The organism is candidate division KSB1 bacterium (assembly GCA_034506335.1).
GTDB lineage: Bacteria > Zhuqueibacterota > Zhuqueibacteria > JANLFK01 > Oleimicrobiaceae > Oleimicrobium.
Map to the genome: position 1 here is coordinate 1 of JAPDPR010000064.1, position 15,522 is coordinate 15,522.

Consider the following 15,522-nt stretch of genomic DNA (forward strand, 5'->3'; position numbering starts at 1 on the left):
TGCCATCGAGATGGCCCTCTTGGATCTGCTGGGCAAAATCCATGACAAGCCTCTTCACCAACTTTTGGGGATAGACCCTGGAATGCTGCCACCCACCTCCTTTACCTTGGGCATCGCCAGTCCGGAGGAGATACGTCGCAAGGTCCTTGAGGCTGAGCCATATCGAATTCTGAAAATCAAGCTGGGCAGTAGTGACGATTTCGCCACGGTGGAGGCGGTGCGCAGCATGACCGATAAGCCTCTGCGCGTGGACGCCAACGAAGGGTGGACGCCCGAGCAGGCGGTCACAATCATCAACTGGCTGGAGACCAAGGGTGTGGAGCTGGTGGAACAGCCCTTGCCCGCCGGTGACGTGGATGCGATGCGTTGGCTTCGCGCACGGGTGAGGTTGCCCCTGGTGGCCGACGAGAGCTGTCGAAACGCAGAGGATATCCCCGGCCTCGTCGGCGCGTTTGACGGCATCAACATCAAGCTCAGCAAGTGCGGTGGACTGCGCGAGGCACTGCGGATGATTCAGTTAGCTCGCCAGCACGGTCTCAAAGTCATGCTCGGATGCATGATCGAGAGCTCCGTGGGCATCACGGCCGCGGCCCATCTGGCCCCTTTGGTGGATTATGTGGATTTGGACGGGCACCTTCTGGTGGCTGAAGACCCGTACGAAGGCGTCGGACTAGTTGACGGCGCCCTTGTGCTGCCGGACGGACCTGGTATTGGCGTAAAACCGCGCGCCTTGAGCGCCTGATTCTGCTCCTGTGGAGGATCTACATGTCGCAACGTGCTTGGAAACTGCCCCTGCTTTTCCTTCTGGTGGCGATGGGGTGTGCGTCGCCGCTCAAGCGGATGCAACCTCTGACGCCGGTCGACCGGCTGCGCGCAGAGTTGGACTACCTCTTCAACGACCGCGCGTTTGCCAATGCCCACTGGGGCGTTGCCATTCAGTCGCTCCGTAACGGCGAGTTCCTCTACCTGCGCAACGAGGACAAAGAGTTCATGCCCGCCTCGAACATGAAGCTTTTCACCACCGCCGCAGCTTTGGTGAGGCTTTCGCCCGAGTTCCGCTTTCGCACGCGCCTGTTGGCAAGCGGGCCTGTGCGAAACGGCGTATTAGAAGGCTCGCTGATTGTGCGCGGTGCAGGCGACCCCAGCATCACCGGGCGTTACCACGGGGGCAACATGCTGGCAGTCTTTCAGGCATGGGCCGATAGCCTCCGCGTGCGCGGCATCCATACCGTGCGCGGCGATGTGGTGGGCGACGACAACTATTTCGCCGACGAGGTGCTTGGTGTGGGCTGGTCGTGGGATTATCAGTCCGACTATTACGCCGCGCAGATCAGCGCCCTTTCGTTCAATGACAACTGCATGGACATCATCTTTACGCCCGGAGACAGTGTGGGTGCACCAGCACGATTTCGGCTCGAACCGGCTACCGACTACGTGCACGTGGACTGCCTGGTCACCACCGCGGCCAAAGGACGTGCCACGGGGGTGTCGTTCGACCGCGCTCCTGGCACCAACCGGGTAGTCATTCGCGGCAGTATAGAAATTGACGGCGGTGAAAGCAGAGAGTGGTTTTCGGTGGAGAATCCCACTCTCTTTGCGGCCCATGTTTTCAGAGAAACGCTCCTCCGGGCCGGGATTGCCATCGAGGGCAAGGCCGTGGACATTGACTCCATGATTGGATTCTCCTACGAGCCAACCTCCTGCCAAGTTTTGGCAACCTACACCTCGCCACCGCTGAGCGAGCTGGTGACGACCATCAACAAAGTGAGCCAGAATCTCTACGCCGAATTGCTATTGCGTACGCTAGGCGCTGAGTGCAATGGCGTAGGAGACGCCGCCCACGGTGCTGATGTGGTGAAGGAGGTTGTGGTAGGCTTCGGTGCCGATCCAGAGGTGATTAACATGGTGGATGGCTCTGGCCTGTCGCGTCTGGACATGGTAACGCCCAAGGCGGTGGTCGCTCTGCTGCGGGGGATGCGCAGGCACCAATGGGGAGAAGTCTTTTGCAGTTCTCTCCCCACCGCGGGTGTGGATGGCACTCTTCGCGGCCGCATGCGCGGCACCGCGGCCGAGAACAACGTTCGGGCAAAGACCGGCTACATCGGCCACGTACGCAGCTTGTCCGGTTACGTGCGCACTGCCGATCAGGAAGAACTGGCCTTTTGCATGATTGCCAACAACTACACCGCGCCGACTGCTCTGGCGAACAGCCTGCAGGACCTTGTGTGCGAACGTCTCGCCACGTTCAGCCGCCGAAATCCCTGAGGGCCGTTTTGCGCGAGCCGGCGTCGAAATGAGGTGGTGCTGATGCTTTTTGGAACACGTCCACGGATAAGACGCTTCTCCTATCAGCCTTTCTTCTATGAGCCCAAAGAAGAGGCAGAGGAAAGCGAAGGGCGCCGGATTCGTTTTCGCAGGCCCACGGTGTTACAGACGCCGGTCAGACGACGTTCCATACTCCTGATGCTCATCGCCGTAGCCATTCTGGTTTACCTCATCCACTACTTGGGCCGGGTGGTGGAGGCGGACCGTTCCGCCCATTTCGATCATTTTCAAGTCGAGGAAATCATCGTGCGCTGAGCGCGCCTGGTAACCCCCGTGCAACGCAGAAGACTACATCGCGAGACCGAAAGACCGCCGAGCAACGCAGCGCCGAGTGCGGCAAGAGGGAGTTACTCAAAGAGACCGGGGTGGCGCATCGCCCTACTGGAGCGCCTGGAATCCATGGTGGCCTGGTTTGCCACCATGCCCATTAGGCTCAAGATGACCCTCATCATCACGGGAATCGTGTTCCTAGCGGTGGTACTGTTGAGCGTGGTTCTGTACCACACCGGCCGCACCATCCTCTTACAACGGTTGCAGAACACGTGCAACTTGCTGGCCAGTAACCTGAGCGAGTACACGCGCGAGGAGATGCTTTTGGAGACGGCAGGGGCCGGAACGGCGCGCGATCGTGTTCAGGACATTGTGCTGCGTTTCAAGAAGTTGGGCATCGAAGGTTTTCAGTACGCCGCTGTGGTAGCTCGTGACGGCCGCATTGTTGCGCACACCGACTATCGGCTCCGGGGCGGAATGGTGAGCACTGAGGAGCTGGCCATTCTGGCCGGCTTGGAGGGGTTGTACTGGCGAGTGGTGGGGGATACCACCTACCAATACTTCCAGCCCATCTTTGCCGTGCGCCGAAGCGGCGAGAGGGCCCAGCGCATCCTCTTGGGAGCGGCAGTCATAGGCTTTTCCAAGGCAGAGCTGTGGGCTCCGCTGCGACGTGCTCGAAACATCTTGGTGGTATCGCTGCTGGTGGTGTTCGTCTTTTCGCCACTGGTGATTTACCTCGTGGCGGAGCGCATGACGGCCCTCATTCGCCAGCTCTCTCGTGCTGCTCGCGCAGTGGGCAGCGGCGACCTGGAAGTGGTAGTCCCGGTGCGCCGGAGAGACGAACTTGGGCAACTCGCTGCAGACTTTAACCGGATGATCCGACAGCTCCGCGAAAGGCTCCACATGCAGAAATTTGTCTCCAAGCTGACTGTGGATATGATCCGCAAGCGTGCCGCCATGGGAGACCCCCCGGAAACAGGGGGAGAACTCCGCCACTGCACCGTGCTCTTTTCGGACATCCGCAACTTCTCGGCCATCACCGCCGCGCTTCCTCCAGAGCAGGTGGTCTCACTCATCAACGTGTATCTTGACCTCCAGGCCCAGGTCATCGAGCAACATCGTGGCGTGGTGGACAAGTTCATAGGCGACCAGGTTATGGGCATCTTTCTTGGTGAGGCAATGGCCGACCACGCCATTCGCGCCGCGGTGGAGATCCAGCGCTCCATCCGCACGCTCAACAGCAGACGCCTGCGGAAGCGCCAAGTGGCACTGGAGGTGGGCATCGGCATCAACGACGGCCCAGCAGTAGTGGGCAATATGGGCTCCTCGAGCCGCATGGACTACACAGTCATCGGTGACGTGGTCAATGTGGCAAATCGCCTCTGCGCCCTGGCAAAGCCCGGACAGATCATTACCTCGGCAAACCTGGTGCGGAGCTTGACCGGGAGCTACCCAATCGTCCGTCTTGCCCCCGTCATGGTCAAAGGCAAGAAGGAGCCCGTCGAGGTGTTTGAGATCGACTATGACCGTGCAATTGTCATGTGAGCTAAATGGCCGAGCGCGGCGCGTAGTGTTGGCTTGCGCTCTCCTATGCTTCTTGGCCACGTCGAGCAAGCAAACCTGGGCGCAGGCCGAGTTTCTGGATTTTTGCCCCGGAGCGCGGGCTCATGCAATGGGCAGGTCGCTCGTCACAGACCCCGCCGATGGCACAGCGTTGTTCTGGAACCCCGCCGGGCTCGCCGGTCTTACCGAAACCAGGCTCACCCTCTCCACCCCCGGGGCGTTCTCCGTGGATTTCGCTGGGATCACTCTCTTTCTGCCGCCCCGGACCGGCGCTGCATTCGCGGTAGGAAGTACTGGGAAAGGACCTGAGGCTTACCAGGTTGGAAGCTTGGCATGGGCGCGTCGTCTTGGCAGGACCGCGGCGTTTGGTACTGCTATAAGTCTGCTCTCGCACGGTTCGGAATCCTGGCCCACCGCCGGGCTGGGACTCATTTGGCACCCTGGCATGAGAGAAGGAACTGACCCGGGCACGGGTGGCAGGTACACCATCGCATTCAGCGCGCACAACGTGCCGCTCGTATTGGGCGACGTCGACCACCAACTGCGTTTTGGAGTAGCCTATCACCCAGGTGGGTTCATTCCAGCCCTCCATTTTGCCTACCACGCTCAACGCGGTGCAGAGTCCACGCACTTTGGCATCGAGTGGGGTCCCTTTCGCACGATGCGTGTACAGGCTGGTCTTGCCTACCGCCAGGAGCTCACCTGGGGCCTGGGTACCGCCCTACGCTGGCGGAACGCGGACCTGGTAATAGCCTATGCGGCGCAGGAGAAGCGCCTGCTGGCTACCATCTCCATTGGCATTGGCGACGATGCGCAGACCTTGGCCGCCCGTCACCGGGAGAAGGCCACGCACGCTTTGGAGACAAATGACCTTCGCCGCGCGGTGGCGGAGCTGGACAATGCCCTTGCTTACGGTCTGAACGACCACACTGCCCGGGCGCTGGCCGATAGTCTGCGCCTCCTGGTTCGGCACCAGGACCGCGCGGTGGATTCTCTGCTCCAGGTAGGGCAGCGTCTGGAGGAAAAAGGCTGGTTCCTCAACGCCACCGTCAATTACCTCAGGGTCCTAAACCTGGACCCGGACAACCACGAAGCCTTGCGCCGCGTGCAACAGATAAAGCCTCGCGTCAACGTCTACTTGGACCAGCTGTATGCGAACGGCGTGGAAGCGTTTGAAAAGAACGACATGGGCAGAGCGCGGGAGATTTTCCAGACCATACTTCTGGTGCAAAACGACCATCAGGGGGCACGTTCTTACCTGGAAAGGATGGAGACGCTTGACCGCGAGCGCGCCCGGGATTACTATCTGCGGGCACTTACGCTGATCAGCGATGGCAAACCCGCCGAGGCCCGTCGGGAATTGGAACAGGCATTGGCCCGCGACCCCGAGCATCCGGGCGCACAGCGGCTGCTCCAAGAGGTGCTGGCCGAGCTCGATCGTCGACAACGCCAAGTGGCTATCCTGCTTGCTGACGCGGGGCGCGCCGAGGAACGGAACGAGTATCTTCACGCCTACACAAAATACCGCCAGGCGTTGACGCTCCAGCCGGAAAACCAGCTCGCCGCGACAGGGGCAAAGCGCTTAGCACAAAAGGTGGAGGCGCACATCAACACGCGCCTTGCCGCAGGAACAGCTGCCTATCGACGAGGCGATTATGGCGAAGCCCGGCGTCTCCTTAGCCAAGTACTCCAGCTGGCCCCTGAGAACCAGGAAGCTGCTCGCTACCTGCAACTCAGCCAGCAGGCCATCGACCGCTTGGCTGAAGATGCGTATGCACGCGGCCTGAGCTACATTGACGCCCAGAACTTACCCGCGGCGCTGATGGAGTTCCAGAAGGCTCTCGCCCACAAGCCTGAGCATGCGGGCGCACTCACCATGCGCAAGAAAGTCGGCGAGCTCCTGGGGGCACAACGATTGGTGGAACAGGCCTCCGCCGCTCTGGCCAACCAAAACTTCGCCGAAGCTCTACGCCTGTTTCAGCAGGCGCTGGAGAACGACCCCAAGAATGAAGCGGCTAAGAGGGGAGCCAAAGAGTGTCAGGAGCGCATGGCAAACCTGGCGGAGGAGTATTTCAACCGCGGCATGGCGCTCTATGCAGAAGAAGATTACCGCTCTGCTATTGAGTTCTGGAACAGAGTTCTTGAAATCAATCCGAACCACAGCGGGGCGCGCGAGTATAAGAAGAGAGCCGAAGGCCAGCTTCGAGCTCTGGAGACGATCCCGTTTCCCCGCTAAGCCTTGATGCGCACTCCTGGAAACCACCCGGGCATTGACAGTCGGGCGAAGGGCATATGGCGGTTTCTCACCCCGGCTGACCGGCTCCTCCTGGGAGCGTTGCTTGCTCTCAGTGCCCTCAGTTTTGCGGCTGTGAACCAGATGCGTTCGGCAGGCGAAACGGTGGTGGTGCAGGCAGGAAACAGGGAGTTCTACCGTGGGCCCTTGCGCCAGGAGCAACGTTTGGTCGTGGATGGGCCCGTCGGTACCACGATCGTGGAAGTCCACGACGGGGCCGCATGGGTGAGCGCCTCGGATTGCCCTATGCACCTTTGTGTGCGCATGGGCAAAATCTCGCGGGCCGGCGAAGTAGTCGTCTGCATTCCCAATCGAGTTGTGGTGAGAATTGAAGGCCGTCGTCGGAACCCACTTGACGCAATCATCGGGTAGTGTTCGCACTGCTTACCTCGGCAGCCGAAGGGTTACATATGCCGCTGTGCTTGTGGCCACAGGGCTGGTGCTCTTTGTTTTCGAAAGCCTCATCCCACGGCCCCTGCCATGGCTCAAACCTGGTCTGGCTAACGTTGCGGGCCTCATCGCGCTGTACCTTCTCGGGATGAGGGAGGCAGTCGCCGTAACGTTGGTGCGCATCTTGGTGGGGGCTTTGCTCTTGGGCACTTTCTTTAATCCTGCCTTTTTCCTCTCCCTGGGCGGAGGGATGATGGCAGTATTCGCAATGGGAACTGTCAGATATGTCGCCAAGGACGCCTTCAGCATTATCGGCATCAGTGTGTGCGGGGCCGCCTGCCACAATCTGGTACAGATGTGGCTCGCCTATGCCCTCATCGTGCGCAGGATGGAGTTGTTTTTTCTCCTCCCGGCAATGCTGTTGGCGGCGGTGGTCACCGGTACGGTGGTGGGGCTTATCGGGCACTTGGCGGTGACTGGGGCGCTGGGCAGATTATCTGCAACAGGAAGGGCGAACGATGGAGGCTGAGCCACTCTTTTCCGAGGAGCTCGTGCGGCGGCTGCGACAGGCACGCTCGGTTGCTGTTCTCACCGGCGCAGGGGTGTCAGCAGAAAGCGGCGTGCCCACCTTCCGCGGCGCGGATGGGCTGTGGAAGAAGTTTCGCCCAGAAGAGCTGGCCACCTTCGATGCCTTCCAGCGCAATCCTGCGCTGGTGTGGGAATGGTACGAGTATCGTCGCTCCATCATTCGCGACATCAGTCCCAACCCGGGGCACTACGCCCTCGCTGAACTGGAAAAGATGGTACCCGATTTTTCGCTGATCACGCAAAACGTGGATGGGCTCCACCGGCGTGCCGGCAGTCGCAATGTGTTGGAGCTGCACGGCAACATCATGCGCAACCGCTGCTCACACTGCGGGGCCCTGCTCGAGGAGGTACCGGTAAGCCCCGAGTCGGGTCTGCCACACTGCAGCTGTGGCGGGCTCCTGCGGCCTGACGTGGTCTGGTTCGGGGAGATGCTGCCGGAAAGAACCTGGGAGGAGGCGGTAGCTGCGGCACATCGTGCAGAGGTGTTCTTCTCCATCGGCACTTCGGCGGTGGTCTATCCCGCTGCCTCGCTGCCGCTGGAGGCCAAAAGCAGCGGCGCCTATGTGGTCGAAATCAACTTCGAACCCACGCCCCTGACCACGGTCGTCCATGAATCGATCCGAGGCAAGTCCGGGGAAATCCTCCCACTGCTGCTTGCCCAGCTGCGGAAAGTGTAGGTGTTCCCATGCGTATCGCGAACAAGACCACGCTCGTAAGGCGGAAACCGGTGACAACACGCAGGTGGTGGCCCAAGGCCTGCCTGATAAGTCTTGTGTGTCTGCTGACCGTCGGTAGTTGTGCGTATTACAACACGTTCTACAATGCCCAGCAGGCCTTTAAGGCGGCGGAGCGAGAACGCAAGAATCGCAAGGGACAAACGGTAAGCACCCAGGAAACCAGTGCTTATAAGAAGGCCATCGAAAAAGCATCAAAGGTGCTGGAGTTGTACAGCACCAGCAAATACGTAGATGACGCTCTCCTAATGCTGGGCAAGTGTTTCTACTACCAGGCGGAATATGCCAAGGCCGAGCGGAAGTTTGAGGAGCTTCTCACCCTTTTCCCCGGGACGGCCCTCGCAGAGGAGGCACTGGTGTGGCGGGCGCGCACGCGCATAGCCCAAAACCAACTGGACCACGCTGCCTCTGACTGTCGGCAGGTGATTGCCACCTCCAGGTCATCGCATCTGCGGGATGAGGCGGAGTATCTCATTGCGGAGATCGACTTTGCTCGGAAGGATTACCGTGCCGCTGCGGCCAGATTTAGCGAGGCCGCAAAGCGGATCGGCGACCGCGAGGTGCGGAGCACGGCCTACGCAAAGCTTGGCGAGTGCTACCTTGAATTGGGAGACTTTCGCCCTGCCGCGCGAGCGTTTCAAGCCGCGGCAAAATACGCCGTCATCGACAACCTTCGCCACGAGGCGACTTTGAAGATGGGTCGTGCCTTGAGGGAGGCGGGCGACCTGCGCGCCGCCGAAAGTGTTTTCCTGCGCATGGCAAACGACCCCCTGGCCAAGCAGTACTGGCCGGATGCCAAACTTGAGTTAGCCGAATGCCTTTTGCGAGAGGGGCAACTTGATGAAGCGATAAGTGGATACGAGGCCCTCATCAAGGACCATCCCCGGACCGAGGCGTCGGCACGAGCTCACTATGCTCTGGCAAAGGTCTACGAAGAACACTACACGGACTACGCCAAGGCCCGGGAACACTACGAGCAGGTAAAAGCAGAGGCGCCTCGGTGCGAGCTGGTTCCCGCGGCCAACGCCCGGGTGGCAGACATTGAGCGTCTGTTGCGTCTGCGCGCCACCATCGCTGAACTGACTGGACAGAGTTTTGTGGCTGACTCCATTCAGCAGGCCGCCACACCAATGCGTCCCGACACCACGGCACCAGAGATGCGGGACCTAATGGCCCTCACTCCGGAGGGGCCACCCGACACCTCTCTTGCCGTTTTCATTCGCGGAAGCAACCAACCACGGATGCCGGTGCAACCCACCAAGACGCCTATCAGCCCCTACCCTGGGATGGACCTGATCACTGCCCACCTCCAGTTGGCGGAGCTCTTCTACTTTCAGCTTGCGCGCGGCGACTCTGCCATAGCACACTACTGGCACGCCTATCACGTGAACCCGGACAGTAGCTCTGCAGCCCAGGCGCTCTATCCTATTGCCTACATCCTCCGCACGGCGCAAGGAGACACCGCTCGTGCGGACTCGCTGCTGTGGGTCATCCTCGAACGCTTTCCAGAAAGCCCTCAGGCGGAGGGGGCGCGTCGCGTGCTCGGCTTGCCTAAGTCCCCGCGCGAAGAGGACTTGGCTGCCACCCTGTTTTGGCAGGCAGACAGCTTCTTGTGGGAGACCGACTTTGCAGATAGCGCCCTGTCCATATTTGCCGCGGTGAGCACCAAATTCCCCGAAAGCGAGTACGCCCCTCGCGCCCTGTATGCCATCGCCTGGGTCCTGGAGCAAAAGCTCCACGACGGTCCACGGGCGCTTGAGGCGTACAAGAGACTCCTCGCTCTGCATCCGAATTCGCCCCAGGGAAAGGCGGCAAAGCGAAAGCTCGAGGTCTACGAGCGCGAAGCGGAAAAGCTGCGACGTCTTGCCGAGGCCGGCGCTCGCGCTGATTCGTCGGCCACTGCGCCAGTTCCTCCACCCGAGGAGGAGCAACTGGATCAGGATGAGCAACCACCATCGCAAGCGGCAGCGCCGGATTCTTCTGCGGAAAGTAAGTCGATGCTTCAGCGAAAGAAAGAGTAGAGCATGCCCGCACTTCATTCTTGCCCTGTGGTGAGCAACGAGCAGGTGACTGCGCAGGTCTTCCGCCTGACAGTGCGGGCCCCACGTCTCGCTACCGAGGCCGCCCCTGGCCAGTTCGTTAATGTCAAGGTTTGGGAGGGGCCTGTCCCTCTGTGGCGCCGGCCTTTCAGCGTCTATTCTGTAGACCGGGATGCAGGCCTCGTGGGACTTCTTTTCGCAGTGCGAGGAACTGGGACTCGCCTGCTGGCAGGGGCTACTCCTGGCGACACACTGGATGTGCTGGGTCCTCTGGGCCGCGCCTTCGCGCCGCCGCCGGAAGAAAGGCAACCCCTTCTGGTAGCCGGTGGCCTGGGCGTTGCCCCGGTGCACTTTTTGGCTCAGGAGATGAGTGCGCAGGGCCTCCACCCCATGGTGCTTCTTGGCGCCCGCGATGCCGCAGCCCTCTGCGCGCTGGATGACCTCGCACGCCTCCCCGTCGTCTTGCACCTGGCTACAGAAGATGGAAGTCGGGGCTTCAAAGGACCAGTGACTGAGCTTCTTGCCACGGTACTTACTGACTTTCACCATAACGGCGTTGCTGTCTATGCGTGCGGGCCGGTGGGCATGCTCCGGGAAGTGACACGCATCTGTACGGCGAAGCGGGTCTGGGGACAGATATGCCTAGAAACCCTCATGGCTTGTGGGATCGGGGCGTGCATGGGGTGCGCAGTGCCCACACATGCCACGTCCGCGGGGCCCAACTACAAATTGGTGTGCAAAGACGGTCCAGTGTTTGACGTTCGGGAACTTGACCTTGAGCGCTGATCTGCGGGTCTCCATCGGAAGCCTTACCCTCAACAACCCGGTGTTGGTCGCATCAGGCACCTTCGGCTACGGCGAGGAGTTCGCCCCTTACTTTGACCTCAGCGTCCTCGGCGGCGTGGTGACCAAGACTATCACCTTGGAGCCTCGTGCCGGTAATCCTCCACCTCGCATTGCGGAGACTGCCGCCGGCATGCTCAATTCCATAGGCCTTGCCAACGTGGGTGTGGAGGTCTTTGTCCGGGAGAAGCTCCCCGCGCTGCAGCGCTACAGCACCGCCATCATCGTCAATATTGCCGGGCGCTCAGCGGACGAGTTCAAGGCGGTATTGCGGCGCTTGGAGGAGTGCGACCTCCGCATCGATGGCTACGAGCTGAACTACTCTTGCCCCAATGTCAAGGAGGGAGGAATGGCTTTCAGCGCCCGGCCTGATGTTGCATACGAGGTCACTGTTGCCTTGCGCAAGGAGACCACAAGGCCGCTCATCGCAAAACTCACGCCGAATGTCACGCGCATCGGCGAGATTGCTCGGGCAGTGGCCGAGGCGGGTGCGGATGCTGTTTCTGCCATCAACACGTTGGTAGGGATGGCGGTCGACCATCGCACGCGCACACCAAAGCTGGCCACAGTCGTCGGAGGTCTGTCCGGCCCGGCAATCAAACCTGTAGCTCTGGCCAAAGTTTGGGAAATCAAAAACGCAGTGAGCATCCCTATCATCGGCGTTGGTGGCATTCAGAACTATGAGGACGTGTTGGAATTCATGCTGGTGGGCGCCAGCGCCGTGCAGGTGGGCACCGCGAACTTTGTAACCCCAGATTGCGCGGCGCGCATCGTGCGGGACCTGGAGAGCTACTGTGACAGGGAAGGCATTGATCGTCTGGCGGACCTGGTGGGGCGCCTGAACGTGGAATGTTGACCTGAGGAGGACGGCGGTGCGCTTCGAGACCCTTGGCAAAAGGCTCATTGTTGCGGGTATCTTCATCCCGCTCATCCTATTCACCACCCTCAAGGGCGGCTGGCCCTTTGTGGTGATAGTGACCATCATCGTCGGGGTGGCCAGTGTCGAGTTCTATGGTCTGGCGCGCCTCAAGGCGGCCTACCCGCAGACTGGCCTGGGTGTGGCCGCCACCGTGCTTGTGCCGAGTCTTCTCTACCTCGAGGGGCCTGCTGCCATTTGGGTGGGGATCTCGCTTCTGACACTACTGGTAGTAAGCGTGGAGCTGTTTCGGAATCGCGGCTCGGCAACTACGAATGTGGCGACCACCCTGTGCGGGATCCTTTTTGTCCCCCTGCTCTTAGGCCACCTAGTGCTCATCCGTCAGCTCCCTGTGGAATTGGGGCTTCCCTACAAGCAGAGCGGCACGTGGCTGGTGCTCATGTTGATCACTGTGTGGGTGTGCGACACGGCCGCCTACGGTGTGGGAACGGCGATGGGCAGGCACAAACTGTTTGTGCGCATCAGCCCGAAGAAAACGTGGGAGGGGGCTATAGCAGGGTTCTGCGCCGCACTTCTCTGCGCGTGGGCGTGCCACGCACTTCTTGTGACCGGCCTCCGCCTGGGCGACTCTCTGGTCATCGGTGCATTGTGCGGCACCGTGGGCCAGCTGAGCGACCTCACCGAGTCGCAGTTCAAGCGAGACGCAGGGGTGAAGGACTCCTCCACTCTAATCCCAGGCCACGGGGGCATGCTCGACCGGTTTGACAGCTTTCTGCTGCTGGCACCGGTTGCCTACTACTACCTTCGCTTCATAGCTCTGGCATAGCGAAGCAAGATCCCCCTGGCCAAGGCACGGGGCCCGCAGACCCGCCTGCTACTGATTGGCAATGCGGAAGGCGGCGACAAAGGCGCGGTAGGCCGTGGCAAAGTCGTCCGCCTCAAACACGACCGTGCATCCCCCTTGGCGTTGCATCCCGGGAATGCTTGCCGCGAGATCTGCCTGCTCGGTCTTTTGAAACTCGATAGCCAGACGGACCGGCTCGGCGAATTTGAGGGGCTGTTTGTCCTCCAGGTGTTGTACCGCCCGCTTAGCCATGAGGCGAATATCCTCTAGGGTACGTGCAAAGGGATAGCAGCGCGCGGCGGTTCGCGAGAGGCCCTCTTTGACCACCACGGCTTCGATGGTCGGCACAAGGGCCTTTGCCTCTTGCACCACGGCGCGATCGCCCGTCACCAGTACTGCCGGAACGCCAAAGTGTCCGGCCATACCGGCGCTCAGCCCGAATTCGCCTACCGAGACATCGTTTACGCGGACATCGTGGATCACCGAAGCGGCGAAGGTGTGATCCAATACTGCGCCTTCTGTACCGGTCTTGGCGTGGTACCCGATAAAAAAGGCCGCGTCAACTGAGCCCTCGATCCCCTCCATCATAGAAAAGAGCTTGCGCGTACCGCTCAAGAGGGTCGCCTTCGGGTGAAGGCGATCAATGAGGAGGTTGGTCATGGTATGGTGCGCATCGTTAACAATCACCTCACGCGCACCCCCCTGCACCGCACCTTCTATAGCAGCGTTGACCTCCTGAATCATCCACTCCCGTGCTTGCGCATAAGCCGGCGAAGTGGGAAGCACCTGATCCAGCAGCACCACGCCGTTCACGCCTTCCAGGTCTGCAGAAACAAAGACTCTCATCGTCTGTCCGCCACTCCCATCTTAGCTCACAGCACCACTTGGCCATCTCGCACGATCACTCGGCCATCGATTTCCAGGGATGGTGCGAAGAGAATGCCATCCGCGTGAAAGGGCACGTTGACCGTTCCGCCGAAGGACCGGTTATTGCCAAGGCCGACATGGACGGTGCCGAGCACTTTGCAGTCCTCGGCCATGCAGCCGCTAATGCGGGCGTTTGCGTTGGTGCCGATGCCCAGTTCAGCCAGGGTTCGTGCCTCCGGACCGAGCGCGCGCAGCTCGTGCCGTAGTCCTGCCCTTGCCCTCGGGAGATGCACCGCTGTGGCGTGCCCCTCTTTGACATCCACCACCACCGGCGCATCGAGTCGGGCATAGCCGGCAAGACCGTGCTCGATGACGATGCGCCCGTGCGTGTTCTCCGGCGATGGCCCAATGCACGCCATGCCCGCCGGAAACGTGGAAAACCCTCCGCGCTGGTGCACCAGCCCCGTGTGAGCGATTCCCTTTTTGCCCTCCAAGCAAAACCAGGCATCCGTCCCTGCCGGCGTCGTCAGGTGCGCCCTGCGGCCGATGGTTAGCACATCTGCAAGCTTACGGGTGCGCCGCGCCAACTCTTCATAGTCCACGTCCACCGCCCGCCGCAAAGCATCCGCGGTAATCCCCGATAGGCTGAGGACACGAGCCCCGCGTCTGCAAGCCATACGTCGTGCTTCGCTGTGGTGCCACTGCACCGAGGTGACCACCAGCACCACGTCGGCGGCGGCCATCATACGGCTGACGATCGCGGGAGGCTCTGCCCCATCTCGAGCGCCCTGCCTGACTTCCACCAATACCGCATCGCGACTCACCCGCGTTGCCGCCGAGTACAGAAGCCGGGCAAGTTCCATCATCTGCGCGTCAGTCACCACAAGCACCGATTCGGTGTTCTTGGCGTCCAGGCACCTCGAAAGCACAAGTCGGGCCGCCTGCTGAAGTTTGTTCATACCCCCCTTCCCTTCGTGTCTTGCTGAGTCGTCACGTGCTCCGGCATCCGTCGCCCATGTCACCTTCTGCGCGGAAGTCACCCAAGGGTTCTCCGACTTGGTGGCAGACCGCCGTTGTCTGCAGCCCTTGGATTGGCATCGAAACGCGCAACGGTCGCCCATGAACAGCCAGGGAAACCGTCGCTCCACGCTACGCGTAGAGGTGGGGCCTCCGTGGTAGTGGAGGCCCCAGCTTCACATTCACCTCCGGCTTTCTGGGCCTTGCCACTAGCGGGCAATCACATTACGGCGGGCGCTGCGGGTTCATTGGGGTCGCCAGCGTTGCCCAACGGCACCTTGACCAGCAAATACCCCAGCGCCACGATGACCAACAGACTGACCAAGTAGGACGAATTTTGCCACAGGTTCGGGATGCCTACGCCGAAGAAGACCAGTGCAGCCACAATAAGGCCCACCAGTGCCTCTCCGGCGATAAGGCCTGAGGCAAGCAGGATACCCCGGTTTTCAATCCTGGTCTTCTGGTTTTCGTTGTACTGTCGGCGTGCAACCACCATATCGATGACCCAGCGGATGATGCCGCCGACGAAAATGGCCGCCACCGTCTCGAACGACAAGTACATGCCCACGCAGACCAGCATGGGGCTCCGCACTTGGACAAGGATGAAGCCGATAGCCAAGACAATGCCCACTATGATCAAGGGCCACACCATCTGCCCGCCCACGATACCTTGCGAGAGCTTCGCCATGAGGGTTGCCTGCGGCGCAGCCAGCACGTCGCCGCCGAAGCCGCCTTGGTACCCCTTGATCTCGGCCATCTTCAGGTCGCCGGCGTTGAGAATGAAGAGCGGTATCCACATCACCAGGGCTGAGATGAGCACGCCGATGAAATCGCCCACCTGCATGCGCCACGGCGTGCCACCGAGGATGTGT

General features: G+C 60.9%; 15 protein-coding genes. 12 read left to right on the forward strand and 3 right to left on the reverse strand.

Features of this window, described 5'->3' with window-relative positions:
• From ONB25_13965 to ONB25_14020, 12 genes are all read left to right on the forward strand, one after another.
• A partial coding sequence (locus tag ONB25_13965) for a dipeptide epimerase (protein ID MDZ7393990.1) occupies positions 1–742 on the forward strand: 742 nt, incomplete at its 5' end.
• 23 nt (positions 743–765) lie between these two features.
• Entirely contained in the window at positions 766–2,265 is a 1,500-nt protein-coding gene (gene dacB / locus ONB25_13970) for a D-alanyl-D-alanine carboxypeptidase/D-alanyl-D-alanine-endopeptidase (GenBank protein ID MDZ7393991.1), read from the forward strand.
• A gap of 42 nt (positions 2,266–2,307) precedes the next feature.
• The gene (locus tag ONB25_13975; GenBank protein ID MDZ7393992.1) at positions 2,308–2,580 is read left to right on the forward strand and encodes a hypothetical protein; all 273 of its coding nucleotides are present in this window, start codon (positions 2,308–2,310) and stop codon (positions 2,578–2,580) included.
• Positions 2,581–2,724: 144 nt separating this feature from the next.
• Complete coding sequence (locus tag ONB25_13980) at positions 2,725–4,140, forward strand: HAMP domain-containing protein (protein ID MDZ7393993.1); 1,416 nt, start codon at positions 2,725–2,727, stop codon at positions 4,138–4,140.
• Between the two features lie 463 nt (positions 4,141–4,603).
• The gene (locus tag ONB25_13985; protein MDZ7393994.1) at positions 4,604–6,394 is read left to right on the forward strand and encodes a tetratricopeptide repeat protein; all 1,791 of its coding nucleotides are present in this window, start codon (positions 4,604–4,606) and stop codon (positions 6,392–6,394) included.
• A 6-nt stretch (positions 6,395–6,400) separates the two neighbouring features.
• Positions 6,401–6,823 (forward strand): NusG domain II-containing protein, encoded by a 423-nt coding sequence (locus tag ONB25_13990; protein MDZ7393995.1) that lies wholly within the window; start codon positions 6,401–6,403, stop codon positions 6,821–6,823.
• Complete coding sequence (locus ONB25_13995; GenBank protein ID MDZ7393996.1) at positions 6,804–7,370, forward strand: Gx transporter family protein; 567 nt, start codon at positions 6,804–6,806, stop codon at positions 7,368–7,370. Before ONB25_13990 ends, ONB25_13995 begins: the two co-directional genes overlap by 20 nt.
• Complete coding sequence (locus ONB25_14000) at positions 7,360–8,106, forward strand: NAD-dependent deacylase (GenBank protein MDZ7393997.1); 747 nt, start codon at positions 7,360–7,362, stop codon at positions 8,104–8,106. The genes ONB25_13995 and ONB25_14000 overlap by 11 nt, the downstream gene beginning before the upstream one ends.
• 50 nt (positions 8,107–8,156) lie before the next feature.
• The gene (locus ONB25_14005) at positions 8,157–10,184 is read left to right on the forward strand and encodes a tetratricopeptide repeat protein (GenBank protein ID MDZ7393998.1); all 2,028 of its coding nucleotides are present in this window, start codon (positions 8,157–8,159) and stop codon (positions 10,182–10,184) included.
• Between the two features lie 3 nt (positions 10,185–10,187).
• Complete coding sequence (locus ONB25_14010; protein MDZ7393999.1) at positions 10,188–10,988, forward strand: dihydroorotate dehydrogenase electron transfer subunit; 801 nt, start codon at positions 10,188–10,190, stop codon at positions 10,986–10,988.
• Positions 10,978–11,901 (forward strand): dihydroorotate dehydrogenase, encoded by a 924-nt coding sequence (locus tag ONB25_14015; protein ID MDZ7394000.1) that lies wholly within the window; start codon positions 10,978–10,980, stop codon positions 11,899–11,901. The genes ONB25_14010 and ONB25_14015 overlap by 11 nt, the downstream gene beginning before the upstream one ends.
• Before the next feature lie 16 nt (positions 11,902–11,917).
• Positions 11,918–12,748: a phosphatidate cytidylyltransferase gene (locus tag ONB25_14020; GenBank protein MDZ7394001.1), complete on the forward strand. Its 831-nt coding sequence runs from the start codon at positions 11,918–11,920 to the stop codon at positions 12,746–12,748.
• Positions 12,749–12,796: 48 nt separating this feature from the next.
• Here the strand turns inward: ONB25_14020 and ONB25_14025 are convergent, their stop codons facing one another.
• From ONB25_14025 to ONB25_14035, 3 genes are all read right to left on the reverse strand, one after another.
• Entirely contained in the window at positions 12,797–13,612 is an 816-nt protein-coding gene (locus ONB25_14025) for a M55 family metallopeptidase (GenBank protein MDZ7394002.1), read from the reverse strand.
• Between the two features lie 26 nt (positions 13,613–13,638).
• Positions 13,639–14,592 carry an aminopeptidase gene (locus ONB25_14030; GenBank protein ID MDZ7394003.1) on the reverse strand — a complete coding sequence of 318 codons (954 nt, stop codon included), beginning with the start codon at positions 14,590–14,592 and terminating at the stop codon, positions 13,639–13,641.
• Positions 14,593–14,870: 278 nt separating this feature from the next.
• Positions 14,871–15,522 (reverse strand): OPT/YSL family transporter (locus ONB25_14035; GenBank protein MDZ7394004.1); only part of this gene is annotated, 652 nt, incomplete at its 5' end.

Excerpts from the sequence above, each read along its gene's own strand:
- dacB (MDZ7393991.1), top strand. The coding sequence starts at position 766 with ATGTCGCAACGTGCTTGGAAACTGCCCCTGCTTTTCCTTCTGGTGGCG.
- ONB25_13975 (MDZ7393992.1), top strand. The coding sequence starts at position 2,308 with ATGCTTTTTGGAACACGTCCACGGATAAGACGCTTCTCCTATCAGCCT.
- ONB25_13980 (MDZ7393993.1), top strand. The coding sequence starts at position 2,725 with ATGGTGGCCTGGTTTGCCACCATGCCCATTAGGCTCAAGATGACCCTC.
- ONB25_13985 (MDZ7393994.1), top strand. The coding sequence starts at position 4,604 with ATGAGAGAAGGAACTGACCCGGGCACGGGTGGCAGGTACACCATCGCA.
- ONB25_13990 (MDZ7393995.1), top strand. The coding sequence starts at position 6,401 with ATGCGCACTCCTGGAAACCACCCGGGCATTGACAGTCGGGCGAAGGGC.
- ONB25_14000 (MDZ7393997.1), top strand. The coding sequence starts at position 7,360 with ATGGAGGCTGAGCCACTCTTTTCCGAGGAGCTCGTGCGGCGGCTGCGA.
- ONB25_14010 (MDZ7393999.1), top strand. The coding sequence starts at position 10,188 with ATGCCCGCACTTCATTCTTGCCCTGTGGTGAGCAACGAGCAGGTGACT.
- ONB25_14025 (MDZ7394002.1), bottom strand. The coding sequence starts at position 13,612 with ATGAGAGTCTTTGTTTCTGCAGACCTGGAAGGCGTGAACGGCGTGGTG.
- ONB25_14030 (MDZ7394003.1), bottom strand. The coding sequence starts at position 14,592 with ATGAACAAACTTCAGCAGGCGGCCCGACTTGTGCTTTCGAGGTGCCTG.